This is a genomic window from Streptomyces sp. NPDC021212, from assembly GCF_044332925.1.
In the GTDB taxonomy this organism is placed as follows: domain Bacteria; phylum Actinomycetota; class Actinomycetes; order Streptomycetales; family Streptomycetaceae; genus Streptomyces.
This window is the reverse complement of record NZ_JBIRPZ010000009.1, coordinates 315,124-341,897: the sequence shown is the minus strand read 5'-3', so window position 1 is coordinate 341,897 and position 26,774 is coordinate 315,124. Positions and strand designations below refer to the sequence as shown.

Here is a 26,774-nt window from a genome sequence, read left to right as displayed (position 1 = left end):
CGGTAGCTGAGGGCGCGGTACATCGCAACCCGCGTGAGGAGAGCGCGGGGGGCACCTCCCAGCGGTAGCTGGGGGAGGCGCTGCGTGCGACGAGCGCGGGGCCGCGAGGTGCCGTGCCGGGCGTCGGGAGCCCGGCATGATCGGCAAGACACCCCCCTAGAGCGGCACGATGTCCGGGGCGCCCAGCCGGGCCGCGTCCGCCGTCAGGTCGTCCGGCTGCCGCTGCGATTCGCGCTCCGCCTCCACCCGCTTCTCGTAGTGCTCGACCTCCTTGTCGATCTGCTCCTGCCCCCAGCCCAGCACCGGCGCCATCAGCTCGGCCGCCTCGCGGGCGCCGCGGGTGCCCCGGTCGAAGGTCTCGATGGAGATGCGGGTGCGCCGGGTGAGGACGTCGTCCAGGTGGCGGGCGCCCTCGTGGGAGGCGGCGTAGACGACCTCGGCGCGCAGATAGTCGTCGGCGGCGGTGAGCGGTTCGCCGAGCCGCGGGTCGGCGGCGATCAGCTCCAGCACCTCCTCGGTGAGCGCGCCGTATCGGTTCAGCAGGTGTTCGACGCGGGCGACGTGCAGCCCGGTGCGCCGGGCCATGCGGGCCCGGGCGTTCCACAGCGCGTTGTAGCCGACGGCGCCGGCCAGCGGCACGTCCTCGGTGACGCAGGGCCCGACCCGCCGGTCGAGGCCGTGCACCGCCTCGTCCACGGCGTCCTTGGCCATGACCCGGTACGTCGTGTACTTGCCGCCCGCGACCACCACCAGGCCCGGCACCGGATGGGCGACCGTGTGCTCGCGCGAGAGCTTGCTGGTCGCGTCCGACTCCCCGGCCAGCAGCGGGCGCAAGCCCGCGTAGACGCCCTCGACGTCGTCGCGGGTCAGCGGCACCGCGAGGACCTCGTTGACGTGCTCCAGCAGATAGTCGATGTCGGCGCTGGAGGCGGCCGGATGCGCCTTGTCGAGGTCCCAGCCGGTGTCGGTGGTGCCGATGATCCAGTGCCTCCCCCACGGGATCACGAACAGCACGCTTTTCTCGGTGCGCAGGATCAGCCCGGTCGTGGAGTGGATGCGGTCCCTGGGCACGACGAGGTGGATGCCCTTGGACGCGCGCACGTGGAACTGGCCCCGCTCCCCGATCAGCGCCTGCGTCTCGTCCGTCCACACCCCGCTGGCGTTCACCACCTGGCGGGCCCGGACCTCGAACTCACCCCCCTGCTCCAGATCATGCACCCGGGCACCGACAACGCGCGCTCCCTCGCGCAGGAAGCCGACCACCCTGGCCCGGTTGGCGACGTGTGCGCCGTACCGGGCGGCGGTGCGCACCAGGGAGGTGACGAAGCGGGCGTCGTCCACCTGGGCGTCGTAGTACTGGAGCGCCCCGACCAGGGCGTCCTTGCGGAGGCAGGGGGCGACGCGCAGCGCGCGGGTCCGCGTCAGATGGCGGTGGACGGGCAGCCCGCGGCCGTGCCCGGAGGAGATCGACATCGCGTCGTAGAGGGCGACGCCCGCCCCCGCGTACGCCCGCTCCCAGCCCCGGTGCTTGAGCGGGTAGAGGAACGGGACGGGCTTGACCAGGTGCGGGGCGATCCGCTCCAGCAGCAGTCCGCGCTCCTTCAGTGCCTCTCTGACGAGGGCGAAGTCGAGCATCTCCAGGTAGCGCAGGCCGCCGTGGACGAGCTTGCTGGAGCGGCTGGAGGTGCCGGAGGCCCAGTCCCTGGACTCGACGAGGCCGGTCTCCAGGCCGCGGGTCGCGGCGTCGAGCGCGGTGCCCGCGCCGACCACGCCGCCGCCCACGACCAGCACGTCCAGCTCACGGTCCGCCATCCGGGCCAGCGCCTCGCCGCGCTCGGCCGGTCCCAGTGCCGGTGTTTTCACCGCTGCCTCCCGTTGTGATCGACGTCACGACGCTCGCCTGCCGATTTTCCTGGCCTTCTCCTCGCCGTGCCATGCCGGGTCCGGGCCCGTGAGGCCCTGCCACGCAGGTCCTCCCCTGCCGGTGACCGCAACACCGCGTCGCCAACCTCCGTCAATACTGAATACGAGTCATATTTCCGCTTAGTCTGCCTTTGCGCCATCCGGAATCGCCTCGGGAAGGACTGCTCGAAGTCATGCCCGCTGATCTCGCCGTCATCGGACTCGGCCATCTCGGCCTCCCGCTCGCCCAGGCCGCCACCGCCGCCGGTGTCCGTACGATCGGCTACGACCCGGACTCCCGGGCCACCGACGAGCTGCGCGCCGGGCGGCTGCCCACCGGGGCGGGCGACGGCTCGCTGACCGCCGCCGAGCTGCGCCGGATGATCTCCGGCGGCTTCCGGACCACCACCGACCCGGCCGAGCTGGGCCGGGTCCGCACCGCCGTCATCTGCTCCCCCACCCCGCTCGGTGAGGACCGGCGGCTGGATCTGTCCGCGGTCGGCGAGGCGGGGCGCACGCTGGCGGGGTGGCTGCGCCCGCACACCACTGTTCTCCTGGAATCCACCGTGTACCCGGGCACCACCGAGGAATTCCTGCGTCCGCTCCTGGAGGAGGGGTCGGGGCTGCGGGCCGGGCGCGACTTCCACCTCGCCTACTCCCCCGGCCGCCTCGACCCCGGCAACCGCGTCTACGGCTACGCCAACACCCCCAAGGTCATCGGCGGCCTCACCGCCGCCTGCACCGAGGCGGCCGCCGCGTTCTACGGCCGCCTCACCGAAAAGGTCGTCCGCGCCCGCGGGCCGCGCGAGGCCGAGACCGTGAAGGTCCTGGAGACCAACTACCGGCACGTCAACATCGCCCTGGTCAACGAGATGGCGGCGTTCTGCCACGACAACGGCGTCGACCTGTGGGACGTGGTGCGCTGCGCCGAGAGCAAACCGTTCGGCTTCCAGTCCTTCCGCCCCGGCCCCGGCGTCGGCGGCCACGGCGCGCCGATCGCCTGCGACCGGATGACGCACCCGCAGCGCGGGCTCGGCCTCCCGCTGCGCATGGTCGAGCTGGCGCAGCAGGTCAACGGGCGGATGCCGGGCTACGTCACCCAGCGCTGCACCGCGCTCCTCAACGAGCACGGCAAGTCGGCGCGCGGCGCCCATGTCCTGCTGCTCGGCGTCAGCTACAAGCCGGACGTGGCGGACGAGGAGGGTTCCCCGGCGCGCGAGATCGCCGCCCGCCTGATGGAGCTGGGCGCCCGCCTGAGCTACCACGACCCGTACGTGCCGGGCTGGCGGGTCCTCGGCCGCCCGGTGCCGCGCGCGGACGCGGTGTACGAGGCGGCGGCCGAGGCGGACCTGACCGTGCTGCTCCAGCACCACCGCACCTACGACCTCCAGGGCCTGGCGGTCAAGGCCCAGCTGCTGCTGGACACCCGCGGCGCGAGCCCGGCGGGCACCGCCCACCGGCTCTAGGGGGTGTCTCGCCGATCATGCCGGCCTGATCGACAAGACACCCCCTAGCCGCCTGGCGCGCGCCGTCGCGCGCTCCGCAGCCGCAGCGCCGCCGCCAGCGCGATCAGCCCCACCCCGCCCGCCACGAACGCGACCGCGCCCGACGGCACCGAGCGCACATCGGCGGTGAAGGTCATCGGCGCTCCCCACGGCCGCCCGTCGGCGCTGGTGTAGAGCTGGGCGGTGAGCCGCACCGGCCCGTTCGCGTGCGCGCTCACCCGGACCCGTACCGTGCGGCTCACCGCCCGCGACGCCCGCACGTCCACGGCGCGGTCGACCGCGCGCGCCCGCTCCGGGCGGCTGGAGAGCACCCGCAGCTCGACCCCGGTGAGGTCCTGCTGGAGCCCGTTGGCGACCGTGACCGGGATGGTCGCCGAGCCCCCGGCCACCACCACCGTCGACTTGGGCACCAGCCGCACCGAGGCGATCGAGGCGGTCAGATAGCGGGCCACGCCCTCCTGGTACGCGCGCGCCCCCGCCGCGTCGCCCCGCCAGCCCGTCGACACCGACCGCGCCAGCGCCGCGCGCACCGACGCCACCGTGGCCCGCGCGTCGGACAGCACCTTCGCCAGCGCGCGCAGCCGCCGCCGGTCCCGGGCCACCGCCGCCAGCCGCTCCGGCGGCAGCTCGGATTCCCGCAGCCCGGCCGGACGGCCGCCGGCGTCCCGCAACTCCCCCGCCTCCGGATCCCGCAGGCCGACCTCGAACCGCGACGGCTCCAGCCAGCCCGCCTCCTGACCCTCGGCCAGCGCCGAGAGCAGCGTCCGCGCGACCCCGACGGGCATCCGGCGCGGCGGTACGAGGACCAGGTCGCGCGCCGCGTACGGCAGCTCCCGTACCGCCGTCAGGGTCTCGGCCAGCAGCCGCTGTCGCAGCGCGAGCCGGGCGGGCTCCCCGGCGGCGCCCGCGGCCGGGTGGCTCCGGAACAGCAGGGAGGCGAGGGTCGCGTCGTACGTCAGCGCGGTGGTGCCGTGGCCGAGCGCGACCGCCCCGTCGTCCGTGGCGCCCCCGGCGACGAGCGCCGCGCCGTACGGGCCGGGCCCCTCGCCGGAGGCGAGCACCGTGTCCAGGCCGAGGCGGTGGGCGTACCCGGCGACCCCGGCGTCCAGCATCCCGGCCGCGGGCCAGGCCACCCCGTCGCGGGCGCGGACGCTCAAGCCCCGGTTCACCACGGCGGTGCCGGTGGCGGACGCACGGCGCAGCAGCGCGGCCAGTGCCGGGTCGGCGCCGCGGGCGAGCGAGGCCAGATCGGGGTCCGCGTACGGCAGGGCGATGACGTCCCGGCCGCGCACCGCCTTGCGCAGCGCGGCCAGCCAGCCGGCCGCCGCCTTGCCGCCCTTGCCGGGACCGGCCTCCTGCGGATCGCTGCTGCCGGGCGTGCGGGCGACCCGGTAGCCGCGCGCCATGGCCTGCGCCTGGACGATGAGATCGGGGTCGACGGCCCAGGTCACCGGCTGGTCCGCGCCCAGTTCGACCAGCCTCCGCAGCCGCCCGCCGGGGCCGAACGCGGCGGTCAGCGCGTCGTCGCGGAAGACCGGCAGCACCCTGCCGTCGCCGGTGCGGCGGGTCAGGGCCTCCATGTGCGGAACGTCGGTGAGGGGCCACAGGACGGTGGTGCGCAGCCGCTCCAGGTCGGTGCCGTCGGGGTAGACGGGCAGATAGCCGCGGGTCAGGCCGAGCACCGGGCCGTCCGCGCGGGTCGCGGTCACGGTGAGCGGATACGCTCCCGCGCCGTCCAGTCCGAGGCCGGAGACGGGCAGGGTGAGGTCGAAGCGGCGCCCGGCGTGGGCGTCGAGCGGGGCGAGGCGGGCGGTGCGGTCGGCGAGTTCGGGGCCGTCGGCGCGGGTCAGGGTGGTGCGCGCGGCGTGCTCGGCGAGGGCGCCGCGGGTGTCGGCGGATCCGGCCGCCCCGATGCGCACCCCGATGTGGGCGCCGGTGATCCGGCGCCCGGAGGTGTTGGTGACGGTGCCGCTGATCCTGATGTCGCCGTCGTGGCGGATCACGGCGGGGCCCAGCGACCGCAGTGCGACGGTGAGCGGGTAAGGGCGCGGGGCGGGCGCGGCCGTGGCGCCGGCCGGGGTGGCAGCCGTGGCGGGCCCGCCGGGTAGGAGCAGCACGACCGCCACGGCGATCGTCCGCCCGTACGCCCGTGCTCCTGCCGTCACCTCGCCGCCGTACCTCCCGCCTGACGATCCGGCCGGTCCGATCCACCCGGTCCGATCCGGTCCGAATCCATCCGCTCCGGTCCAGCGCATCACGGCGGATCCCGGACCGCACGCCCGGGCGGCCCGATGGTGGGGTGCGGCTCCGTCAGACCCGCACGGTGTCCGCGCGGCGCGGGTTGGCGTCCATCGCCGCCCGGAGCGACGCGAAGTCCTCGACGCAGCGGCCGGTGCCGACAGCGACGCAGTCCAGCGGGTCGTCGGCGATCAGCACCGGGATGTCCAGCTCGCGGCCGAGCCGCACGTCAAGACCGCTGAGCAGCGCGCCGCCGCCGGTGAGCACGATGCCGCGGTCCATGATGTCGCCCGCCAGCTCCGGCGGGGTCTCGTCCAGCGTGGACCGGACGGCGGCGACGATGCTGTCCACCGGCTCGGCGAGCGCGTGCCGCACCTCGTCCGCGGTGAGCTCGAGGACCTTGGGCAGTCCGGTGGCCTGGTCCCGGCCGCGGATGGTGCAGCGGTCGGGCGGCAGCAGGGCCTGGGTGTCCTCGTTGTCACCGCTGTCGGGCACCTCGACGTTGCGCTCCGTCAGCCGGGCGAACGCTCCGGCGCGCGGCGCCGCCCAGGAGCCGGTCGGTGAGGCGGACCCGATGGACACCTTGATCTCCTCGGCGGTCCGCTCCCCGATGGCCAGCGCGTACTGCTTCTTGACGTACGTGCTGATCGCGACGTCCATCGCGTCGCCCGCCGTGCGCACCGAGCGCGCGGTGACGATGCCGCCCAGCGAGACGACGGCGACTTCCGTCGTACCGCCGCCGATGTCGACGACCATCGAGCCGGTGGGCTCCCCCACCGGCAGGCCCGCGCCGATCGCCGCCGCGATCGGCTCCTCGACCAGATGCACCTGCCGCGCCCCGGCCTGCGTCGCGGCCTCCATCACCGCGCGCCGCTCGACCCCGGTGATGCCCGACGGCACACAGACGACGACGCGGGGGCGGGCCAACCGCCGACTGCCCATCACCTTCTTGATGAAGTACCGCAGCATGCGCTCGGCGACCTCGAAATCGGCGATGACCCCATCCCGGAGCGGTCGAACGGCGACAATGTTCGTCGGGGTCCGCCCCATGGTCTCCTTTGCCGCCGAACCCACCGACAGCACACTGCCGTCGACGGTGTTGACCGCCACGACCGACGGTTCGTTGAGCACGATGCCCTTGCCCCGCAGGTACACCAGCGTATTCGCGGTGCCGAGATCGATGCCCATGTCTCGCCCAGTGAACGACTTGTTCTGCGCCATAAGTTGACATTATTGCTTATGCCGGATTCTGTCCCGCCACCGCCGAGATTCGTTCCATCGTGCGGATCCCCCACTGCCGTGCGGTCGTTATCCGGCCGTGCGGCGCATCACCGAACAGCGGATTCAATATCCCTCTTTACCCGGACACCATGTCTCCGTCCGGTCCCAGGCGTGTCACGGAGCCAGAAGCGACTTGTCTGGTTGTCATGCACTCCTGTTACTTTTATGGCTCGAATCATTCGCGTTCCTGCCGTCGCCGCACCTGGGCCACGGCCGTCCCCGAACGCGAAGTCACCTTCATACCGGGGGATTTCATGAGCCAGAACTGGCAGCAGCCGCAGCAGCCAGGCGGTTACCCGCAGCAGCAGGCCGGTTACCCGCAGCAGCCCGCGCCGCCGCAGCCCGGCTACGGCTACCCGCAGGCGCCGCCCCAGCAGCCTCAGCCCGGCGCGCCCCAGCCGCAGTTCGCCGGCGGCTTCCCGCCGCCCGCGCCGCAGGTGGGCCGCCAGGGCAACCCGCTCGCCGCGGTCGGCGCCGCGGTCGCGGCCGCGCTCGTCGGCGCGCTGGCGTACGCCTTCCTGCTGAGCGCGCTCGCGGACACCGACTCGAACCCGCCGGAGATCACGAAGTTCGCGTACGCCGGTGTCGCGCTCGGTGCGCTCGTCGGCCTCGTGGTCGCCAAGCTCGGTGGCCGCAACGTCGGGCTGTGGGTGGTCGGCGCGGTGCTGGCGCTCGTCGGCGTGTTCATCGGCGAGCTGTACGGCTACGCGCTGATCCTGCACGACGCGACCGCCAACTACGTGGACAAGATCGGTGGCGCCGCCGCGGCCTCAGCCAAGATCCCGTCCGCGAACGAGATCTTCTTCGAGCACTTCGGCGACCTGTTCGACAGCTGGAAGAAAGACTCCGACGCGATCACCTGGATCTTCCTGATCCTCTCCCCGCTGGCCGCCGCCAGCACCGCCTTCCGGGTCGGCAACAGCCGCTGACCGTCAAGCGCCCAGGACGGCACACAGGGGAAGGCCCCGACCGCGATGCGGGTCGGGGCCTTCCCCTGTGTGTGCGAGCGCTCAGCGCTTGTCGTTGGACGGGGCCACCGTCACCTCGACGCGCTGGAACTCCTTCAGCTCCGAGTAGCCGGTCGTCGCCATCGCCCGGCGCAGCGCGCCGAAGAAGTTCATCGAACCGTCCGGGGTGTGCGAGGGGCCGAGCAGGACCTCCTCGGTCGTGCCGACCACGCCCAGGTTCATGCGCTTGCCGCGCGGCACCTCGTCGTGCACGGCCTCCATGCCCCAGTGGTGGCCGCGGCCGGGCGAGTCGGTGGCCCGGGCCAGCGGCGAACCGATCATCACCGAGTCGGCGCCGCACGCGATCGCCTTCGGCAGATCGCCGCTCCAGCCGACCCCGCCGTCGGCGATCACGTGCACATAGCGGCCGCCGGACTCGTCCATGTAGTCCCGGCGGGCGGCGGCGACATCGGCCACCGCCGTGGCCATCGGCACCTGAATGCCCAGCACATTGCGGGTGGTGTGGGCGGCGCCGCCACCGAATCCGACGAGCACCCCGGCCGCGCCGGTGCGCATCAGGTGCAGCGCGGCGGTGTACGTCGCGCAGCCGCCCACGATGACCGGGACGTCCAGCTCGTAGATGAACTGCTTGAGGTTCAGCGGCTCGGCCGCGCCCGAGACGTGCTCGGCCGAGACGGTGGTGCCCCGGATGACGAAGATGTCGACCCCGGCGTCCACCACGGCCTTGGAGAACTGGGCGGTGCGCTGCGGCGACAGGGCGGCGGCGGTGACCACGCCCGAGTCGCGCACCTCCTTCAAACGCTGCCCGATCAGCTCTTCCTTGATGGGCTCGGCGTAGATCTCCTGGAGCCGGCGGGTCGCGGTGCGCTCGTCCAGCTCGGCGATCTCGGCGAGCAGCGGCTCGGGGTCCTCGTACCGGGTCCACAGGCCCTCGAGGTTGAGCACCCCGAGGCCGCCCAGCTCGCCGATGCGGATGGCGGTCTGCGGGGAGACCACCGAGTCCATCGGGGCGGCCAGGAACGGCAGCTCGAAGCGGTAGGCGTCGATCTGCCAGGCGATCGAGACCTCCTTCGGGTCCCGGGTACGACGACTCGGCACGACGGCGATGTCGTCGAACGCGTACGCCCTGCGGCCGCGCTTGCCGCGCCCGATCTCGATCTCAGTCACGTGGGGTGCCTTTCGCTGGCTTGTTCTGCCGTACCAGTATCGCCATCCCCCGCGCGGCGCCCGTCGCGCGGGGGTCGCGCGCGTCAACGCCCGGAGTAGTTCGGCGCCTCGGAGACCATCTGGACGTCGTGCGGGTGGCTCTCCTTGAGGCCGGCGGCGGTGATCCGCACGAAGCGGCCCTTCTCCTTCAGCTCCGCCACGGACGCCGAGCCGACGTATCCCATGGAGGCGCGCAGGCCGCCGACCAGCTGATGGGCGACCGAGGCCAGCGGGCCGCGGTAGGGCACCTGGCCCTCGATGCCCTCGGGGACGAGCTTGTCCTCGGAGAGCACGTTGTCCTGGAAGTAGCGGTCCTTGGAGAACGAGCGGGCCTGGCCGCGGGTCTGCATCGCGCCCAGCGAGCCCATGCCCCGGTAGGACTTGAACTGCTTGCCGTTGATGAAGACCATCTCGCCCGGCGACTCCTCGCATCCGGCCAGCAGGCTGCCCAGCATCACCGTGTCCGCACCGGCCGCGATGGCCTTGGCGATGTCACCGGAGAACTGCAGACCGCCGTCGCCGATCAGCGGCACATCGGCCGCCTGGCACGCGCGGGCCGCCTCGTAGATCGCGGTGACCTGCGGGACGCCGATGCCCGCGACCACGCGGGTGGTGCAGATGGAGCCCGGGCCGACGCCGACCTTGACCCCGTCCACACCCGCGTCGATCAGGGCCTGGGCGCCGTCACGGGTGGCGACGTTGCCGCCGACCACGTCGACGGAGACGTTGGACTTGACCTTGGCGATCATGTCGAGGATGCCCCGGCTGTGCCCATGGGCGCTGTCGACCACCAGGAAGTCGGCCCCGGCCTCGACCAGCGCCTGCGCCCGGTCGAACGCCTCGTCGCCGACGCCGACGGCAGCTCCCACGACCAGCCGGCCCTCGTCGTCCTTCGCCGCGTGCGGATACTGCTCGGCCTTCACGAAGTCCTTGACCGTGATCAGGCCCTTGAGCACGCCCGCGTCGTCGACCAGGGGCAGCTTCTCGATCTTGTGGCGGCGCAGCAGCTGCATCGCGTCGTCACCGGAGATCCCGACCTTGCCGGTGACCAGCGGCATCGGGGTCATGACCTCGCGGACCTGACGGCCCCGGTCCACCTCGAACGCCATGTCCCGGTTGGTGACGATGCCCAGCAGCTTGCCCGCGGTGTCGGTGACGGGGACGCCGCTGATGCGGAACTTCGCGCACAGCGCGTCCGCCTCGTGGAGCGTGGCGTCCGGCCGGACCGTGATCGGGTCGGTGACCATGCCGGACTCGGACCGCTTGACCAGGTCGACCTGGTTGGCCTGGTCCTCGATGGACAGATTGCGGTGCAGCACTCCCACGCCGCCCTGACGGGCCATGGCGATGGCCATCCGGGCCTCGGTGACCTTGTCCATGGCGGCCGACACCAGCGGTACGTTCACCCGGACGTTCCGCGAGACCCTGGACGAGGTGTCGACCGCGTTCGGCAGCACCTCGGAGGCGCCCGGCAGCAGCAGCACGTCGTCGTACGTCAGCCCGAGCATCGCGAACTTCTCAGGCACTCCGTCGACGTTGTCAGTCATGACACCCTTCCAAATGGTCTTGCCTCAGCGCGGACTCCCATGCTAACGGCCATCCCCGGTGTCACATTCCGCGCTGTGGACAACCGACGAATACCGCTGGTGACGCAGCCCGGAGCGACCGATCGCGCTACTGTTCGGCCAGTGCGCGCAGGCGGCTCAGCGCCCGGTGCTGGGCGACCCGCACGGCGCCCGGCGACATGCCGAGCATCTGCCCCGTCTCCTCCGCCGTGAGCCCGACGGCGACCCGCAGCAGCACCAGCTCGCGCTGGTTCTCCGGAAGGTTCGCGAGCAGCTTCTTGGCCCATTCCGCGTCGCTGCTCAGCAGCGCCCGCTCCTCGGGGCCCAGCGAATCGTCCGGCTGCTCCGGCATCTCGTCCGAGGGGACGGCCGTCAGACCGGGGTGGCGCATGGCCGCCCGCTGCAGATCGGCGACCTTGTGGGAGGCGATGGCCACCACGAACGCCTCGAAGGGCTTGCCGGTGTCGCGGTAGCGCGGTAGCGCGCACAGCACCGCGAGGCAGACCTCTTGCGCCAGGTCGTCCACGAAATGACGAGCGTCACCCGGCAGTCGGGACAGCCGGGTGCGGCAGTAGCGCAGGGCCAGCGGATGGACATGGGCCAGCAGATCGTGGGTGGCCTGCTCATCGCCCTCGACCGCGCGCCCGACGAGGGCGCCGATGACCCCAGGCGCCCGAGGGCTGCCGCCCTGGGGAGGCCCTGGACTCTCGTCGTCGCGCATCCGTCCATGGTGCCTTGGGCCCGGCGGCTCCGTGGCATCGCGTCCATAGTTGTGCGCTGAAGCGTTATGAGCAGGTGCGCCGGTAGTCGTCACGTCCTGCGCTCTCCCCTCACGCCCGGCCGACTCGTCCCCGAGGAACTCCACGCCTTCAAGGATGCGGCATCGCGCGGGGAACCGGTACAAGCCGCCGTCACGGCAGGTGCCGCGCACGCTTCCGCCCCGCCCGCCACTCGGCGGGCGGGGACCGTAGCGCCCCCGCTGCGCAGCATGTTTTCTCGCTGGGAATCTCGCTCGGAACCGGCCCGCCTAGCGGACCAGGCCCCAGCGGAATCCGAGGGCCACCGCATGGGCCCGGTCGGACGCGCCGAGCTTCTTGAACAGCCGGCGGGCGTGCGTCTTGACCGTGTCCTCGGAGAGGAACAGCTCACGGCCGATCTCCGCGTTGGACCGGCCGTGGCTCATGCCCTCCAGCACCTGGATCTCCCGCGCGGTGAGCGTGGGCGCGGCGCCCATCTCGGCGGAGCGCAGCCGGCGCGGGGCCAGCCGCCAGGTCGGGTCGGCGAGGGCCTGCGTCACGGTCGCGCGCAGCTCGGCGCGCGAGGCGTCCTTGTGCAGATAGCCGCGGGCGCCGGCGGCCACGGCCAGCGCGACCCCGTCGAGGTCCTCGGCGACCGTGAGCATGATGATCCGGGCGCCGGGGTCGGCGGAGAGCAGCCGGCGCACGGTCTCGACTCCGCCGAGGCCGGGCATGCGTACGTCCATCAGAATCAGATCCGAGCGGTCGGCGCCCCATCGGCGGAGGACTTCCTCGCCGTTGGCCGCCGTCGTCACCCGCTCGACGCCGGGCACCGTCGCCACCGCGCGGCGCAGCGCTTCTCGGGCGAGCGGGGAGTCGTCGCAGACGAGGACGGATGTCATGGCCGCCCTCCGCAGCTGATGCGCGTCACCTTGAGCCTCCAGGCTGGTACATATCGTCACCTGAGCGATTGACAGCCCCGGATATGTGTCCGAGAGCTTTACCCATCAACCGCCTCCGCACTCTCAACGACGGTCACCCGAAAGAGTTACGGGGTTCGGCGGCCACCTTCGACACTCTACGTGAGCCCTCGGACACGGAGCTGCTTCCCCGCGCAGGTCGCGCCCTGTCACGTCTCCCCCAAAGGTCATCCCCTTCGATGGCATTTGGCTACCTTGCTTCCAATTTGCCGGTCTGTATGGCTAGATTCGCAATGAGTCATATTTACATCTACTTACACAGTAGGTGTACGACCCGGGACACAGCGTCCGCAGCCGATCGCTTCGAGGAGACAAGGCAATGGCAGATTTCTCCCGTCTTCCCGGTCCGAACGCCGATCTGTGGGACTGGCAGCTCCTGGCCGCGTGCCGTGGTGTCGACAGCTCGCTCTTCTTCCACCCGGAAGGCGAGCGCGGCGCGGCCCGCAGCGCCCGCGAGATGTCGGCGAAAGAGGTGTGCATGCGCTGCCCGGTACGCGCGCAGTGCGCTGCGCACGCCCTGGCCGTGCGCGAGCCCTACGGAGTGTGGGGCGGACTGACCGAGGACGAGCGCGAGGAGCTGATGGGGCGGGCCCGCCATCGCACGGTCGCCTCCTCGGGAGCACCCGGGACCTGACCGGGCCCCCGACACACGCGCTCCCTGAAGAAACGTTCCATCACCCCTTACAGCCCCTCCACCGCCGACCGTGCCCCCCGGCGATCGGCGGGTTTCCGCACGTCAGCGCCGTGCCGCCAGCTCCAGCCGGTCCAGGGTCGCCGCCACCGCGGGCACCCGCGCCAGATCCGGCAGCGTCAGCGCCACCACCTCGCGCCGCACCTCGGGCTTGACCTCCAGCGTCGCCGTCCCCTTGGCCCGTACGCACTCCACCGCCAGCTCCGGCAGCACCGCGACCCCGAGCCCGGCCCCCACCAGCCCGACCACCGCCGGGTAGTCGTCGGTCGCGAAGTCGATCCGCGGGGTGAAGCCCTCGCCCTCGCACACCTCCACCAGATGGCGACGGCACCGCGGGCAGCCCGCGATCCACGGCTCCTCGGCCAGCTCCCCGATCCCCACCGTCCCGGACCCGGCCAGCCGGTGATCGTGCGGGACCATGACCACCAGCCGGTCCCGCAGCAGCGGCCGCACCACCAGGTCGTCCCAGCCCGCCGCCGGGTCCGGGTCGGGCACGGCGTGCGGATAACGGAAGGCGAGCGCGATCTCGCAGTCGCCCCCGCGCAGCATCTCCACCGAACGCGGCGGCTCGGCCTCCTCCAGGGAGACCCGCGTCCCCGGGTGGTCGGCGCGCAGCCCGGCGAGCGCGGTCGGCACCAGCGTCGAACTGCCACTCGGGAACGACACCAGCCGCACCCGCCCGGCCCGCAGCCCGGCGAGCGCCGCGACCTCCTCCTCGGCGGCGGTCAGCCCGGCCAGGATGCCCGCCGCGTGCCGTACGAGCGCCTCGCCCGCCTCGGTCAGCCGCATCTCCCGGCCGGTACGGATCAGCAGCGGCGTCCCCGTGGACTGCTCCAGGGCCTTCATCTGCTGGCTGACGGCGGGCTGGGTGCAGCCCAGCTCGCGGGCGGCGGCGGAGAAGGAGCCGGTGGCGGCCACCGCGCGCAGCACCCTCAGATGACGAGCCTCGATCATGCCTCCGAGCATAAGGGGCACTTGGGTGCGGACCGGAATATCGCGCCGGCGCTTTGACGACGCCCGGCCACCCACGGCCGGCGCCCGGGCGCGGAGGGATCTCCCGGCCGATAACGTGCGCGTATGACGACTGCATTGATTACCGGAACCACGGCGGGCATCGGCTCCGCCTTCGCGAGCCGGCTCGCGGCGGACGGGCACAACCTGGTGCTGGTGTCCCGCGACGAGAAGCGGCTGCGGAACCAGGCCGCCGACCTCCACGACCGGCACGGGGTCGAGGCGGAGGTCCTGCGCGCCGACCTGTCCGAGGACACCGGTATCGCCGCGGTCGAGGAGCGCTTGGGGGACCGTACGCATCCGGTCGATCTGCTCGTCAACAACGCCGGTTTCGGCAACAACGGCCGCTATCTGGAGGCGCCGCTCGCCGATGAGCTGCGGATGCTGAAGCTGCACTGCGAGGCGGTGCTGCGGCTGACCAGTGCGGCGGCCCGGACGATGCGGGAGCGGGGGCGCGGCGGGGTGATCAATGTGGCCTCGGTGGCCGCCTTCTTCCCGCGCGGGACGTACGGGGCGAGCAAGGCGTGGGTCGTGCAGTTCACGCAGGGCGCGGCGAAGGACCTGGCGCGGTCGGGGGTGCGGCTGATGGCGCTGTGCCCGGGGCTAGTGCGGACGGAGTTCCACTCCCGGGCCGGGATCAAGCCGGACCGTGCGCCGGACTGGATGTGGCTGGACGCGGACCGGCTGGTCGCGGCGGCCCTGAAGGACTTCGCGCGGGGGAAGTCGCTGTCGATTCCGGACCCGCGGTACAAGGCGGTGGCGGGGCTGTCGAAGCTGGTGCCGCGGTCGGCGATGGCGGGCGTCTCCGCGAAGGTGGGCCGCACCCCGGCGTAGCGCCGGACCCCGGCGTGGGGCCAGGTCCCGGTGCCGGCGGCCCCCGCGCCCGCCGCCGCCCGGCTCCTGGCGGCCGACTCCCCGGCCGCCTCCGCCGAGCCGGCCACCAAGGACCGGGCCCCGGCGCAGGGCCAGGTCCGGGCGTAGTGCCAGGTCCCGAAGCGGGGCCAGGTCCGGACTTAGTGCCGAGTCCCGGAGCAGGGCCGGACCCCGACATGAGGACCGGACCCCGACGTCCGGCCGGGCCCCGACTCAGGGCTAGGTCCCGGTGTAGGGCCGGACCCGACGTAGAGCCGGGTCCCGGAGCAGGGCCCGACCCCGGCGTAGCGCCGGACCCCGACAGAGGACCGGGCCCCGGCGCAGGGCCGGGCCCCCGGCTGTAGCGCGCGAAGGCGCGGCCGCCCCGGGTGGGGCGGCCGCGCCTTCGCGTTGGCGCTGCCGTCGCGTCAGTGCGCGTGGCCGTGGCCGTGGCCACCGGCCTCGGCCTCTTCCTCGGCCGGCTTCTCGACCACCAGGGTCTCGGTGGTGAGCAGCAGCGAGGCGATGGAGGCGGCGTTCTCCAGCGCGGAGCGGGTGACCTTGACCGGGTCGATGACGCCGGCCTTCACCAGGTCGCCGTACTCCTCGGTCGCGGCGTTGTAGCCGTGGCCCTTCTCCAGCTCGGCGACCTTCGAGGTGATGACGTAGCCCTCGAGGCCCGCGTTCTCCGCGATCCAGCGCAGCGGCTCGACGACGGCGCGGCGGACGACGGCGACACCGGTGGCCTCGTCGCCCTCCTTGCCCAGGCTGCCTTCCAGCACCTTGGCGGCGTGGACCAGCGCGGAGCCACCACCGGAGACGATGCCCTCCTCGACCGCGGCGCGGGTCGCGGAGATGGCGTCCTCCAGACGGTGCTTCTTCTCCTTGAGCTCGACCTCGGTGGCCGCGCCCACGCGGATCACGCACACGCCGCCGGCCAGCTTCGCGAGCCGCTCCTGCAGCTTCTCGCGGTCCCAGTCGGAGTCCGTGGACTCGATCTCGGCCTTGATCTGGTTGATGCGGCCGGCGACGTCGTCGCTGTTGCCGCCGCCGTCGACGATGGTGGTGTCGTCCTTGGTGACGGTCACGCGGCGGGCGGTGCCCAGCACGTCCAGACCGGCCTGGTCGAGCTTGAGGCCGACCTCCTCGGCGATGACGGTGGCACCGGTGAGGGTGGCGATGTCGCCGAGCATGGCCTTGCGGCGGTCACCGAAGCCGGGGGCCTTCACGGCGACGGCGTTGAAGGTGCCGCGGATCTTGTTGACGACGAGGGTGGACAGGGCCTCGCCCTCCACGTCCTCGGCGATGATCAGCAGCGGCTTGCTGGCGCCGGCCTGGATGACCTTCTCCAGCAGCGGCAGCAGGTCCTGGATCGAGCCGATCTTGCCCTGGTGGATCAGGATGTACGGGTCGTCGAGGACGGCCTCCATACGCTCCTGGTCGGTCACCATGTACGGCGAGAGGTAGCCCTTGTCGAAGGACATGCCCTCGGTGAAGTCCAGCTCCAGACCGAAGGTGTTGGACTCCTCGACGGTGATGACACCGTCCTTGCCGACCTTGTCCATGGCCTCGGCGATCAGCTCGCCGACCTGCTTGTCCTGGGCGGACAGTCCGGCCACGGCGGCGATGTCGGCCTTGGAGTCGATCGGGCTGGCGGTGGCCAGCAGGTCCTCGGAGACGGCCTTGACGGCGGCGTCGATGCCCTTCTTCAGGGCGGCCGGGGAGGCGCCGGCGGCCACGTTGCGCAGGCCCTCGCGGACCAGCGCCTGGGCCAGCACGGTGGCGGTGGTGGTGCCGTCACCCGCGATGTCGTTGGTCTTGGTCGCCACCTCCTTGACGAGCTGGGCGCCCAGGTTCTCGTACGGGTCCTCGACCTCGACCTCGCGGGCGATCGTGACACCGTCGTTGGTGATGGTCGGAGCACCGAACTTCTTGTCGATGACGACGTTGCGGCCGCGGGGGCCGATCGTCACCTTGACGGTGTCCGCAAGCTTGTTGACGCCGCGCTCAAGGGCGCGACGGGCGTCCTCGTCGAACTTCAGGATCTTCGCCATGGTTGCGTATGTCCTCTCATTGCGATCCTCGGCCGCCGTACGGAGGCAGCCGCCGTCGCGTCAAAAAAACGAACCGCGCCCCGACCCCGGGTATCTGTGACACGGGCACCGGGGCGCGGCTCAAAGCAAAACTTCGGTGATTACTTCTCGACGATCGCGAGAACGTCGCGAGCCGAGAGGACGAGGTACTCCTCGCCGCTGTACTTCACCTCGGTGCCGCCGTACTTGCTGTAGAGCACGACGTCGCCGACGGAGACGTCGAGCGGAAGCCGCTTGCCGTCCTCGAAACGGCCCGGGCCGACGGCCAGGACGACGCCCTCCTGGGGCTTCTCCTTGGCGGTGTCCGGGATGACCAGGCCAGAGGCCGTGGTCTGCTCGGCCTCGACGGCCTGGACCACGATGCGGTCCTCAAGCGGCTTGATGGCAACCTTGGAGCTGGCGGTCGTCACGATCCGACCTCCCCCTTCGGAGATCTCACGGGGTTAACTGTCTGAGGTGGCGACCAGGTGGATCCGTCGTCGCGGGTGCCGGACCTGCCCGTCGCTGTGTGGCTGGCACTCCGCAGTGCCGAGTGCCAGCCCTGACATTATGACGCGGTTAGCACTCCGTCAACCAGAGTGCCAAGCGAGCCGACGGCGGACCGCACGGGGCGCCCCCTTGTCCGGTCGCTCAGATGTAGTCCTCCAGCCGCGCCAGGGTGAATCCCTGCGCCTGGATCTCCCGCACCAGCTCGGTGATCATGTCGGTCATGCTGCGCCCGTCCAGCTGCTCGGGGCCGCGGAAGTGGGCGAGGATGATGTCGCCGGGCCGGAGCCCGCTGCCGGAGCGGTACGCGAGCCCCTTGGGCTCCATCTCGGCGCGCCACAGCACCGCCTTGTTCAGCCCGCACTCCGCCGCCGCCCGCAGCGTGTCCCGGTCGTACTCCCCGTACGGCGGGCGGAAGAGGTGGGGTTGGAGACCGAGGCGTTCGCGCAGGACGTCCTGCTGGCCGCAGATCTCGTGGAGCTGGGTCTCGTAGTCCTTGCCCGCCAGGCTGGGGTGGGTGAGCGTGTGGTTGCCGATCCGGTTGCCGAGTTCGCGCAGTGCCCGGAAGTAGTCGTAGTGGTCGCCGATCACCTCGTCCTCCAGGAACTGGGTGAACGGCAGACCGAGGTCCCGGGCCTGATCGACGAAGGCCGGGTCCTTCTCGATCCCGTCGTCGATCGTCAGGAAGACCACCCGATCGGGGGTGGCCACCCGCCGGATGACCGTCGCCAGCCCGGACACCGGCGGCCACACCGGCGCGAGCGCCGGCTTGACGGCGGGCGGGGGCGGCGGGGCCAGCGGGCGGTCGAGCCCCCAGCGGCGGTACCCGTCCGGCGGCGGATGCGGACCGTCCACCCGCCCGCCCGCGGGCGATGGCGTGCCGGAGCCCCGGGGGAACGGGGAGGGCGGGGCCGACCGCGTGGAACCGGCCGCCTTGCCCGTCCTGGCGCGCGACTCGGTGCCGCCGCTCCCGCACCCGGCGAGCAGGGCCGCCGCGGCGACGAAAACCAGACACCTGGAAAGACCAGCATTGATCATCATCACATAAGGGATCTTCATCTCTATTGTGCGCGGACGCGCGACACGAGGGTGCGAATGGGCTCTCCGGAGCGGGGAGAATGGGCCATGTGGACGTTGATGCCGTTGATGCCTTCGACTCACTGCTCGGCGACGAGGGGCAGGCGCTGCTCTCCGCGCTGCGGAACTACGACCCGGCGCAGGAGCTGGCCACCGCGACCCGGCTGCGCCGCGACCATCCCGCCCCCCTGGTCTCGGCGGCCCTGACGCAGGCCCAGCTGCGGCAGCGGGCGGTCGCCAAATTCGGGGCCGATGACGCCCATCGGATGTACTTCACGCCGAACGGCGTCGAGCAGTCCACCCGTACCTCCGTCGCCGCCCACCGCGCCGACCGGCTGGCCGAGTTCGGGGTGCGCGGCGTGGCCGATCTGTGCTGCGGCATCGGCGGCGACGCGATCGCGATGGCGCGGGCCGGGCTCACCGTCCTGGCCGTCGACCGCGACCCGCTGACGTGCGCGGTCGCCCGGGCCAACGCCGACGCGCTGGGCCTGTCGCGGCTGATCGAGGTGCGCTGCGCCGATGTCACCGGGGTCGACACCTCTCGTTACGACGCGGTCTTCGTGGACCCCGCCCGGCGCGGCGGCCGGGGCCGGGTCTTCGACCCCGAGGCGTACTCCCCGCCGCTGTCCTGGGCCGTCGAGGCCGCCCGTACGACCCCGCGCGCCGCGCTCAAGATCGCGCCCGGGATTCCGCACGAGGCGGTGCCGGAGGACGCGGAGGCCGAGTGGATCTCGGACCAGGGGAACGTGAAGGAGGCGGTGCTGTGGTTCGGCACCGCCCGCCCCGGCATGCGCCGCGCCACGCTGCTGCCCTCCGGCCACTCCCTGCTCGGCTCCCAGCTCCCGGACCCCGAGACCGGCCCGGTCGGCCGCTGGCTGTACGAACCGGACGGCGCCGTCATCCGCGCCCACCTCGTGGCGGACGTCGCGGCCCGGATCGGCGGCCGCCTCATCGACCCGACGATCGCCTACATCACGGCGGACGAGCTGCGCCCGACGCCGTACGCCACCGCGTACGAGATCACCGATGTGCTGCCGTTCAACCTGAAGAAGCTCAGGGCGCTGCTGCGGGAGCGCGAGGTGGGCGTCGCGACCATCAAGAAGCGCGGCTCCGCGATCGAGCCGGAGCATCTGCGCAAGAAGCTGCGGCTCGAAGGGGGGAACGCCTGCACGATCCTCCTCACCCGTGCGGCGGGCGCCCCCACGATGCTGCTGGGACACCCGGCCTCTTAGCTCTTCCGTTCCGCCAGGAGTTCGAACCAGACCCCCTTCGCGTACACCCCCGCCGGGTCCGCGCCGGCCGTGCCCCAGGCGTCGGCGAGGGCCGCGACCAGGCCGAGGCCGCGGCCGTGGAGGCGGTCGCCCTCGGGGAGGCGGGCGGCGGTGGGGAGTTGGGCGGAGGCGTCGTACACGAGGACCCGGTAGCGGGGAGGCTCGATCATCACGCGCAGCGTCAGGGAGTCGCCCTCGGCGTGCAGAAAGGCGTTGGTGGCCAGCTCGGAGGTGCACAGGGTGGCCACCTCGACCAGGCCCTCCTGCCCCACGGAGCCCAGCACGACGGCGACGAAGTCCCTGCAGACCTTGGCGGAGGTGGCGTTCCGGTTGCTCTGGAGCGTGTAGACGTACGGGTCCTTGGAGGGAACGGGCGGGCGACGCGGTGGATGGTCGTCGGACTCGTAGTCGGACTCCATGGGTCAACTCCCGGCGAAGGGGCCGATAGTGCGCGTACCGTTACGGCGATCAACGCGCAGTAGCGGCAACGACACCCAAGGTAGGGCAGCGATGCAAACAACTGCTACGGACCCGTTGAATTTCCCCGACAATTACTCCTTGAGAGTTACGGAGGGCCATGCCACCCAGGAGCGTCCCGACCGCGCGTCAAGTCCGGCTCGGCACAGAACTGAGGAGGATGCGCGAGGGCGCCGGACTCAGCATCCAGGAGGCCGCCGACCGGCTGGGCATCAACCGCACGCACATCACCAACCTGGAGCTGGCCCGCTTCGGGGTGAGCGAGGAGCGGGTGCGAGCGCTCGCCGCCATCTACACCTGCCCTGACAGTGACTACGTCGACGCGCTCGTCGCCATGACCCGGGAGCGCAAGGGCGGTTGGTGGGAGGAGTACCGGGGCCATATCGCCACCGGCGGGCTCGACCTCGCAGAGTTGGAGTACTACGCCACGAGCCTGCGCGTACTGGAAATCATGCATATTCCGGGCCTGCTGCAAACGGAGGAGTACGCACGGGCGGTGCTCGATTCGACCGTCCCGCAGTGGTCCGACACCGACCTGCGACGCAGGCTCTCGCACCGCATGAAGCGTCGCGACATCCTGGACCGGGATGACCCGCCGGAGTGCACCTTCGTCATCCACGAGGCCGCCCTGCGCATGCGGTTCGGATCGAACCGTGTCCTGCGCGCCCAACTGGACAGCCTGCTGGAGTCTTCGGAGCGGAAGAACGTCACCGTGCGCGTGCTCACCTTCGAGGCCGGAGGGTTCCACGTACCCGGACTGTCGGTCACCTACGCCCTGGGGGCGGTGCCCCAGCTGGACACCGCGCAACTCGACGCCGCCCACGGTCCCGTCTTCCTGGACGCACAGTCCCAGCTCGCCAACCACCGTGGAGTCCTGGACCGTACGACCGAGGCGGCCCTCTCTCCGGAGGAGTCACGTGATTTCATTCGTGGCATCGCCCAACTGACGTGAAGGCATGGAGATGCACGAGGTCCACTGGCAGAAATCCTCCTATTCCAGCGCAGGGGACGGCAATTCCTGCATAGAACTCGCCTCCATAGGACCCGACGCCATAGCGCTGCGCGAGAGCGACGAGCCCGGCACCGTGATGACCACCACCCCCGCGAAGCTGCGGCCCCTTCTCCACGCCATCAAAGCGGGCGAGTTCGACCACCTTGCGGGGTAGCCCCTGCGGACCGGCTCGGGCCATGGCACGATCATCCCGCTGAGGGGCCGGACCGGAAGGTGGCAGGGGTATGGAACATGAGTGACGAGAAGCAGCCGGTATCGGATCAGGAGCTGTCCGATCTCCTTCAGGATCTGGAGGAGATGCTTCGTTACCTGGAGGAAACGGTCGAAGGGCTCGACCAGTTGGCGAAGGCCGTCGACGACGACTGGAAGGGCCCCGCGGCGACGGCGCACAAGAAGCTCCAGCGGGACGCCTACCGGGACGCGGTGCGCGTCCGGCAGATGCTGGTGCACGTCGAGGACGCGACGAAGCGGCGCGGCGAGAGCCTGGGCGAGCGGTATCTGGAGCTGCTGCACCGCTTCCAGTCGCTCCAGCGGTCGTCCGACTGATCAGTCCCCGCCGGTTCAGTCCTCGGCGTCGTCGGGGCTGAGTTCGCGGTTGACCAGACGGTAGTAGCCGATCGCCTTGAGCAGGCCCAGGCCCCCCGCCGCCGCGAAGACGACGGCGATCCCCATCGCCACCCCGAACGTCTCCGCGCCGAGGTCCGACATCGCCGTGGACGCCCCCAGCACCAGCCCGAGGCAGCACAGCACCAGCGACGGCAGCAGCCACAGCAGCGCGCTGCCCGACACCCGCCAGTGCGGCAGCGTCTGCGGGTCCCGCCCCAGCTCCGCCCAGTCGCGCAGCCGCGCGCCGAGGAACACGTCCCGCCGGATGCCCGAGACCAGGCCCAGGCCGGACGGGACGGTGGCGCCCAGCGCCAGCCCGAGGAAGATCACACCGAGGATGTGCTCGACGATCTGGCCGGTCACCAGGAACTGGAACCCGGAGACCGCCAGCGTCCACCCCAGCGCGAACACCAGCGTCAGCAGCCACAGCAGCAACGCCCGGTGCGGCGCCATGTACCACCGAGCCAGCGTCCCCATCGCGCGCGCCCGGTCGGCGAGCAGCCCGGCGTGATCGGGCCACGGGCGCAGGTCCGGGGCGGGCGGAGGCGGGGGCAGGGCGTCGGGCGGGGTCATGGAACGCAGTCTCTCAGTTCTCCCGGAGGCTTGACCTTCATTCCTCCGTGGCTTACAGGAACCCGGCCGGTACATGCCCTCTGTCGTCGCGAAACCAGCTATCCGACCGACTCGAAGCGCCACCGGTGGACGGCCCGGCGCACCAGTTCCGGCCCCGGCTCCGGGAGTTCGGGCAAGCCCGGGGCGTCGTACGTACCGTCCCACCACGTGATCACGAGCACCCGGTCCTCGGGCGCGCGGAAGGTCTCGCGGCGCAGCGGGGCCGGGTCGAGGGGCTGGTCGGCGGCCCAGGCGAGCAGGTCCGCGCCCCGGCCCTCGACGGCCCGGGCTTCCCACATCAGGGCGACGGTCATGCGTACAGGTTCTTCCGGCTCAACTCGTGGACGTGGTCGTGAGTGTGGGACGCGGGCGCCGGGACGTGGGGGTCCGTCACGGGCAGGGACGAGTCCGCCGACAGGTCCCAGGCCGACGCGGACCGGCCGCGCGCGACCATCTCCGCGCCGAGGGCGGCGACCATCGCGCCGTTGTCCGTGCACAGCTTGGGGCGCGGCACGCGCAGCGTGATGCCCGCGTCCTCGCAGCGGCGCTCGGCCATGGCGCGCAGCCGGGAGTTGGCGGCGACGCCTCCGCCGATCATCAGGTGGTCGACGCCCTCGTCCTTGCAGGCGCGGACGGCCTTGCGGGTCAGGACGTCGGCCACCGCCTCCTGGAAGGAGGCGGAGACGTCGGCGACCGGAACCTCCTCGCCCGCGGCCCGCTTGGCCTCGATCCAGCGGGCGACGGCCGTCTTGAGGCCCGAGAAGGAGAAGTCGTACGCGGCGTCGCGCGGGCCGGTCAGCCCGCGCGGGAAGGCGATCGCGTCCGGGTCGCCGTCGCGCGCGATGCGGTCGATGACGGGGCCGCCGGGGAAGCCGAGGTTCAGCACCCGGGCGATCTTGTCGAACGCCTCGCCCGCCGCGTCGTCGATCGTCGAGCCCAGCGGCCGTACGTCCGTGGTGATGTCGGGCGCCAGCAGCAGCGACGAGTGGCCGCCGCTGACCAGCAGCGCCATGGTCGGCTCGGGCAGCGCGCCGTGTTCGAGCTGGTCGACGCAGATGTGGGAGGCGAGGTGGTTGACGCCGTACAGCGGCTTGCCGAGGGCGTACGCGTACGCCTTGGCGGCCGAGACGCCGACGAGCAGGGCGCCCGCGAGGCCGGGGCCGGCGGTGACGGCGATGCCGTCGAGGTCGGAGGCGGCGACTCCGGCCTCCTTCAGGGCGCGCTGGATGGTCGGGACCATCGCCTCCAGGTGGGCGCGGCTGGCGACCTCGGGGACGACGCCGCCGAAGCGGGCGTGCTCGTCGACGCTGGAGGCGATCGCGTCGGCGAGCAGGGTGTGGCCGCGGACGATCCCGACGCCGGTCTCGTCGCAGGAGGTCTCGATGCCGAGGACGAGCGGTTCGTCAGCCATGGGTGTTCGTTCCTTGTACGCCTGGTACGGATGAGGGGGTCGCGAGGGACGTCGCCGGGCCGGAGAGGCGCATGACCAGCGCGTCGACGTTGCCGGGCTGGTAGTAGCCCTTGCGGATGCCGATGGGCTCGAAGCCGAAGCGCTCGTAGAGGCGCTGGGCGCGGGTGTTGTCGACGCGCACTTCGAGGAGCACTTCGCGGCATTCGAAGGCGGTGGCGGCGCCCAGCAGATCGGTGAGGAGGCGGGCGCCGAGGCCGGTGCCCCAGTGGTCGCGGGCGGTGGCGATGGTCTGGACGTCGCCGGTGCGGTCGAAGACGGCCAGCCCGGCGTAGCCGACTATGGCCTCGCCGTCCTCGGCGACCGTGTAGTGGCGGGTCGCGGCGCCGCCGCGGGCGTGCGCCAGCTCGGACCAGAACATCCCCTGCGACCACGCGTCCTCGGGGAACAGGTCCTCCTCCAGCGCCAGCACCCGGTCGATGTCCCACCAGCGCATCTCGCGCAGCGCGGGGGCCCGGCCGGTGGTATCCGTCGTCGCCGTCACTTGGGGGTGACCACCTTGTAGTTGGCGGGCACCTGGGCGTCGGGGCGGCGCAGATAGAGCGGCCGGTCGGGCAGCAGCTCCTCGCCGCGCGCCAGCTTCCCGGCGGCGACGGAGGCCAGCGCGCCCGCCGACTGGTGCTCGGGCATGCCCGCCGGGACGTCCGCGAAGGCGGCGGGGTAGAGCAGGGCGCCCGCGCCGACGGCCGGGAGCCCGGCCAGGTCGGCCCGCTCGGTGAGGTCGGCGGGGTGGTCGACGGCGGGGTCGGTGACGCGGGTCGTCGGATCGTCGTACCGCGCCCAGTACACCTCTTTACGGCGGGCGTCGGTGGCCACCACGAAGGGGCCGGTGAGCCCGGCCCGCCCGGCGGCGTACGCGATCCCGTCCAGCGTGCACAGCCCGTGGACGGGCACGTCCAGCGCGGCCCCGAAGGTGGCCGCCGTCACCAGGCCGACCCTCAGCCCGGTGTACGGGCCCGGGCCGACGCCGACGACGATCTCCGTCACGTCCCCCAGCTCCACGCCGGCCGCCGTCAGCGTCCGGTGGACGGCGGGCAGCAGCAGCTCGCCGTGGCGCCGGGCGTCGACCTCGGCGGTCTCGGCGAGGACTTCGGCGCCGTCGTGGAGAGCGACGGTGACGGCGGGGGTGGCGGTATCAAGCGCGAGCAACAGCACGAGGACAGCCTACGGCGCCGCGGGAGGCGGTCGCGGTGGACCGGTTGCGGCCGTCCACCGGTGCTACCGTCGGAACAAGTGCGTACGGGCGGTAAGCACGTACTGACCGCAGGAGAGGGTGGCCACCGTGCCGAAGAGCAGCACCGGGCCCGCCGTGGCCGTTCTGACCGCGGCCGCGCTGGGCGTCGTCGGCTATCTCGGCTACCAGGCCAAGGCCACCGCACCCGACCACCGCACCCAGGAGCGGCGCAGCTCACAGGCAGGCGACGCCAAGGGCAAGACGAAGGACAAGGCGCGGAAGAAGTCCACCGCGCTGCCCGGCGGCTCCGGCACCGGCATGCGCGTCGTCTACGCCCTCGGCGACAGCCGGGTGTGGCTGGTCGGCGCCGACGGCAAGGCCACCCGCACCTTCCCGGTGGGCGCCAGTTCGGCGAGCCCCGACCCGGGCACGTACCAGGTCACCTCCCGCAACCCGAGCGGCGTCGGCTCGGACGGGGTTCAGGTGGAGCACGTCGTGGTGTTTCACCAGGACGGGGGAGTGACGTTCGGTTTCAGTGCGGCCATGGACGGGGCCATGCCGGACCCGCGGGCGAAGAAGAAGACGGGTGCGGTGCGGGAGTCCCGGGCGGACGGCACGGCGCTGTGGGAGTTCGCGCAGCCGGGCACGAAGGTCGTCGTGATCGCGTAAGGCCGCCTTCCGACCGCGGACGAGCCGTGGCTTACGCCGCGTCGCGCTCCGGCTTGTCCTGGTGCATCTCCGCCGTAGCGGGTGCCTCCGTCGGCGCCTCCGCCGGTGGGGTGGAGACGGCGTTCGCCGCCGCACAGGCCGCCAGCAGGTCCCTCATCGACGGAGACCGGCCATCGCGCCGGGGGTCGTCCAGGGCGGTGGGCTCTTGACCCGACATGGATGCCTCCTGAGGGTCCTGGTGGGCAGGAGGTTAGGTACGCCTAACCGCGCTTCCTCTACCATGTGACCACGCCCGATGCCCAGAGCGCAACATCATGCCGACGGCCTGTCGGAAACTCTTCCCGAATCTCCCCACGGCTCGGCCCGGACTCGGCCCGGACTCGGCCCGGACTCAGCCCGCCAGCGACGCCAGGTCCTCGTCCGCCCAGCGCGGCCCCACACCGGTCACCGCGACGCCGCGGACATCGCTCTCCTGCGCGTCGGCCCCCACGGTCCGCTCGATCACCACATGCAGCCGATCCTCGGACAGCCCCTCGACCTTGCCCTCGCCCCACTCCACCGCGATCACCGACTCCGGCAGCGAGACGTCCAGGTCCAGGTCCTCCATCTCCTCCAGGCCCCCGCCCAGCCGGTAGGCGTCGACGTGGACCAGCGGCGGGCCGTCGGACAGGGAGGGGTGGACGCGGGCGATCACGAACGTGGGCGAGGTGACCGCGCCCCGTACGCCCAGGCCCTCGCCCAGGCCCCGGGTCAGCGTGGTCTTGCCCGCGCCCAGTTCCCCGGTGAGGAGCACCAGGTCGCCGGGGCGCAGCAGCTTGGCGAGCCGGCGGCCCAGGTCCCGCATCTGCTCGGGCGAGGTGACGGTCATGCGCGTGCCTACGTCCATACCGGCG

General features: G+C 72.2%; 28 protein-coding genes. 9 read left to right on the top strand and 19 right to left on the bottom strand.

Annotated elements, in window-relative coordinates; genetic code table 11:
* Positions 1-156: 156 nt before the first annotated feature.
* Positions 157-1,863 carry a glycerol-3-phosphate dehydrogenase/oxidase gene (locus tag ACH4SI_RS25435; RefSeq protein WP_398299306.1) on the bottom strand — a complete coding sequence of 569 codons (1,707 nt, stop codon included), beginning with the start codon at positions 1,861-1,863 and terminating at the stop codon, positions 157-159.
* A 233-nt stretch (positions 1,864-2,096) separates the two neighbouring features.
* Between ACH4SI_RS25435 and ACH4SI_RS25430 the strand changes: the two genes are divergently transcribed.
* Positions 2,097-3,368, top strand: coding sequence for a nucleotide sugar dehydrogenase (locus ACH4SI_RS25430; protein ID WP_398299304.1), 1,272 nt, complete (start codon positions 2,097-2,099; stop codon positions 3,366-3,368).
* A 44-nt stretch (positions 3,369-3,412) separates the two neighbouring features.
* Here ACH4SI_RS25430 and ACH4SI_RS25425 read toward each other — a convergent pair whose 3' ends face one another.
* Positions 3,413-5,572 (bottom strand): DUF6049 family protein, encoded by a 2,160-nt coding sequence (locus tag ACH4SI_RS25425; RefSeq protein WP_398299302.1) that lies wholly within the window; start codon positions 5,570-5,572, stop codon positions 3,413-3,415.
* A 145-nt stretch (positions 5,573-5,717) separates the two neighbouring features.
* Positions 5,718-6,866 (bottom strand): rod shape-determining protein, encoded by a 1,149-nt coding sequence (locus ACH4SI_RS25420; protein WP_398299300.1) that lies wholly within the window; start codon positions 6,864-6,866, stop codon positions 5,718-5,720.
* 314 nt (positions 6,867-7,180) lie between these two features.
* Between ACH4SI_RS25420 and ACH4SI_RS25415 the strand changes: the two genes are divergently transcribed.
* On the top strand, positions 7,181-7,855 hold the full coding sequence (locus tag ACH4SI_RS25415; protein ID WP_398299298.1) for a hypothetical protein: 675 nt from the start codon (positions 7,181-7,183) through the stop codon (positions 7,853-7,855).
* Positions 7,856-7,936: 81 nt separating this feature from the next.
* Here ACH4SI_RS25415 and ACH4SI_RS25410 read toward each other — a convergent pair whose 3' ends face one another.
* The 4 genes from ACH4SI_RS25410 to ACH4SI_RS25395 form a co-directional block, all read right to left on the bottom strand.
* Positions 7,937-9,061, bottom strand: coding sequence for a GuaB3 family IMP dehydrogenase-related protein (locus ACH4SI_RS25410; RefSeq protein WP_063736842.1), 1,125 nt, complete (start codon positions 9,059-9,061; stop codon positions 7,937-7,939).
* Positions 9,062-9,144: 83 nt separating this feature from the next.
* Positions 9,145-10,647, bottom strand: a complete 1,503-nt coding sequence (guaB, locus tag ACH4SI_RS25405; RefSeq protein ID WP_398299295.1) for an IMP dehydrogenase — start codon at positions 10,645-10,647, stop codon at positions 9,145-9,147.
* A gap of 127 nt (positions 10,648-10,774) precedes the next feature.
* Positions 10,775-11,386, bottom strand: a complete 612-nt coding sequence (locus ACH4SI_RS25400; protein ID WP_398299293.1) for a sigma-70 family RNA polymerase sigma factor — start codon at positions 11,384-11,386, stop codon at positions 10,775-10,777.
* Positions 11,387-11,692: 306 nt separating this feature from the next.
* Positions 11,693-12,304, bottom strand: a complete 612-nt coding sequence (locus ACH4SI_RS25395; RefSeq protein ID WP_003948568.1) for a response regulator transcription factor — start codon at positions 12,302-12,304, stop codon at positions 11,693-11,695.
* Between the two features lie 397 nt (positions 12,305-12,701).
* Here ACH4SI_RS25395 and ACH4SI_RS25390 point away from each other — a divergent pair, with 397 nt between their 5' ends.
* Positions 12,702-13,016: a WhiB family transcriptional regulator gene (locus tag ACH4SI_RS25390; protein WP_398299291.1), complete on the top strand. Its 315-nt coding sequence runs from the start codon at positions 12,702-12,704 to the stop codon at positions 13,014-13,016.
* A 102-nt stretch (positions 13,017-13,118) separates the two neighbouring features.
* Here ACH4SI_RS25390 and ACH4SI_RS25385 read toward each other — a convergent pair whose 3' ends face one another.
* Complete coding sequence (locus ACH4SI_RS25385) at positions 13,119-14,027, bottom strand: LysR family transcriptional regulator (RefSeq protein WP_398299289.1); 909 nt, start codon at positions 14,025-14,027, stop codon at positions 13,119-13,121.
* Between the two features lie 123 nt (positions 14,028-14,150).
* On the opposite strand from ACH4SI_RS25385, the gene ACH4SI_RS25380 reads away from it, so the two are divergent.
* Positions 14,151-14,918, top strand: coding sequence for an SDR family NAD(P)-dependent oxidoreductase (locus tag ACH4SI_RS25380; protein ID WP_398299287.1), 768 nt, complete (start codon positions 14,151-14,153; stop codon positions 14,916-14,918).
* Positions 14,919-15,364: 446 nt separating this feature from the next.
* Here ACH4SI_RS25380 and groL read toward each other — a convergent pair whose 3' ends face one another.
* From groL to ACH4SI_RS25365, 3 genes are all read right to left on the bottom strand, one after another.
* Positions 15,365-16,990: a chaperonin GroEL gene (gene groL, locus ACH4SI_RS25375; protein WP_398299285.1), complete on the bottom strand. Its 1,626-nt coding sequence runs from the start codon at positions 16,988-16,990 to the stop codon at positions 15,365-15,367.
* Positions 16,991-17,130: 140 nt separating this feature from the next.
* Positions 17,131-17,439 carry a co-chaperone GroES gene (gene groES / locus ACH4SI_RS25370; RefSeq protein WP_009715799.1) on the bottom strand — a complete coding sequence of 103 codons (309 nt, stop codon included), beginning with the start codon at positions 17,437-17,439 and terminating at the stop codon, positions 17,131-17,133.
* Positions 17,440-17,659: 220 nt separating this feature from the next.
* Positions 17,660-18,574, bottom strand: a complete 915-nt coding sequence (locus tag ACH4SI_RS25365) for a polysaccharide deacetylase family protein (protein ID WP_398299282.1) — start codon at positions 18,572-18,574, stop codon at positions 17,660-17,662.
* Between the two features lie 59 nt (positions 18,575-18,633).
* Between ACH4SI_RS25365 and ACH4SI_RS25360 the strand changes: the two genes are divergently transcribed.
* Positions 18,634-19,824, top strand: a complete 1,191-nt coding sequence (locus ACH4SI_RS25360; protein WP_398299280.1) for a methyltransferase domain-containing protein — start codon at positions 18,634-18,636, stop codon at positions 19,822-19,824.
* Here the strand turns inward: ACH4SI_RS25360 and ACH4SI_RS25355 are convergent.
* Complete coding sequence (locus ACH4SI_RS25355; protein ID WP_398299278.1) at positions 19,821-20,282, bottom strand: ATP-binding protein; 462 nt, start codon at positions 20,280-20,282, stop codon at positions 19,821-19,823. The genes ACH4SI_RS25360 and ACH4SI_RS25355 overlap by 4 nt on opposite strands.
* A 158-nt stretch (positions 20,283-20,440) precedes the next feature.
* Between ACH4SI_RS25355 and ACH4SI_RS25350 the strand changes: the two genes are divergently transcribed.
* The 3 genes from ACH4SI_RS25350 (at position 20,441) to ACH4SI_RS25340 (ending at position 21,898) form a co-directional block, all read left to right on the top strand.
* Positions 20,441-21,292 (top strand): helix-turn-helix domain-containing protein, encoded by an 852-nt coding sequence (locus ACH4SI_RS25350; RefSeq protein WP_398299276.1) that lies wholly within the window; start codon positions 20,441-20,443, stop codon positions 21,290-21,292.
* A gap of 4 nt (positions 21,293-21,296) precedes the next feature.
* Positions 21,297-21,506, top strand: a complete 210-nt coding sequence (locus tag ACH4SI_RS25345) for a DUF397 domain-containing protein (RefSeq protein WP_398299274.1) — start codon at positions 21,297-21,299, stop codon at positions 21,504-21,506.
* 77 nt (positions 21,507-21,583) lie between these two features.
* The gene (locus ACH4SI_RS25340) at positions 21,584-21,898 is read left to right on the top strand and encodes a hypothetical protein (RefSeq protein WP_398299272.1); all 315 of its coding nucleotides are present in this window, start codon (positions 21,584-21,586) and stop codon (positions 21,896-21,898) included.
* A 15-nt stretch (positions 21,899-21,913) separates the two neighbouring features.
* On the opposite strand, the gene ACH4SI_RS25335 is transcribed toward ACH4SI_RS25340, so the two are convergent.
* The 5 genes from ACH4SI_RS25335 to tsaB form a co-directional block, all read right to left on the bottom strand.
* Positions 21,914-22,531, bottom strand: a complete 618-nt coding sequence (locus tag ACH4SI_RS25335; RefSeq protein ID WP_398299270.1) for a hypothetical protein — start codon at positions 22,529-22,531, stop codon at positions 21,914-21,916.
* A gap of 98 nt (positions 22,532-22,629) precedes the next feature.
* On the bottom strand, positions 22,630-22,884 hold the full coding sequence (locus ACH4SI_RS25330; protein ID WP_398299268.1) for a hypothetical protein: 255 nt from the start codon (positions 22,882-22,884) through the stop codon (positions 22,630-22,632).
* On the bottom strand, positions 22,881-23,981 hold the full coding sequence (gene tsaD / locus ACH4SI_RS25325) for a tRNA (adenosine(37)-N6)-threonylcarbamoyltransferase complex transferase subunit TsaD (RefSeq protein ID WP_398299266.1): 1,101 nt from the start codon (positions 23,979-23,981) through the stop codon (positions 22,881-22,883). The genes ACH4SI_RS25330 and tsaD overlap by 4 nt, the downstream gene beginning before the upstream one ends.
* Positions 23,974-24,474, bottom strand: coding sequence for a ribosomal protein S18-alanine N-acetyltransferase (gene rimI, locus ACH4SI_RS25320; protein ID WP_398299500.1), 501 nt, complete (start codon positions 24,472-24,474; stop codon positions 23,974-23,976). Before rimI ends, tsaD begins: the two co-directional genes overlap by 8 nt.
* Before the next feature lie 44 nt (positions 24,475-24,518).
* The gene (gene tsaB, locus ACH4SI_RS25315) at positions 24,519-25,193 is read right to left on the bottom strand and encodes a tRNA (adenosine(37)-N6)-threonylcarbamoyltransferase complex dimerization subunit type 1 TsaB (protein ID WP_398299264.1); all 675 of its coding nucleotides are present in this window, start codon (positions 25,191-25,193) and stop codon (positions 24,519-24,521) included.
* 127 nt (positions 25,194-25,320) lie between these two features.
* On the opposite strand from tsaB, the gene ACH4SI_RS25310 reads away from it, so the two are divergent.
* A complete protein-coding gene (locus tag ACH4SI_RS25310) occupies positions 25,321-25,881 on the top strand; it encodes a hypothetical protein (RefSeq protein WP_398299262.1) in 561 nt (186 codons plus the stop codon).
* A 31-nt stretch (positions 25,882-25,912) separates the two neighbouring features.
* Here ACH4SI_RS25310 and ACH4SI_RS25305 read toward each other — a convergent pair whose 3' ends face one another.
* Both ACH4SI_RS25305 and tsaE read right to left on the bottom strand, forming a co-directional pair.
* The gene (locus ACH4SI_RS25305; RefSeq protein WP_398299260.1) at positions 25,913-26,098 is read right to left on the bottom strand and encodes a hypothetical protein; all 186 of its coding nucleotides are present in this window, start codon (positions 26,096-26,098) and stop codon (positions 25,913-25,915) included.
* 174 nt (positions 26,099-26,272) lie between these two features.
* On the bottom strand, positions 26,273-26,767 hold the full coding sequence (gene tsaE / locus ACH4SI_RS25300) for a tRNA (adenosine(37)-N6)-threonylcarbamoyltransferase complex ATPase subunit type 1 TsaE (RefSeq protein ID WP_398299258.1): 495 nt from the start codon (positions 26,765-26,767) through the stop codon (positions 26,273-26,275).
* Positions 26,768-26,774: the final 7 nt, after the last annotated feature.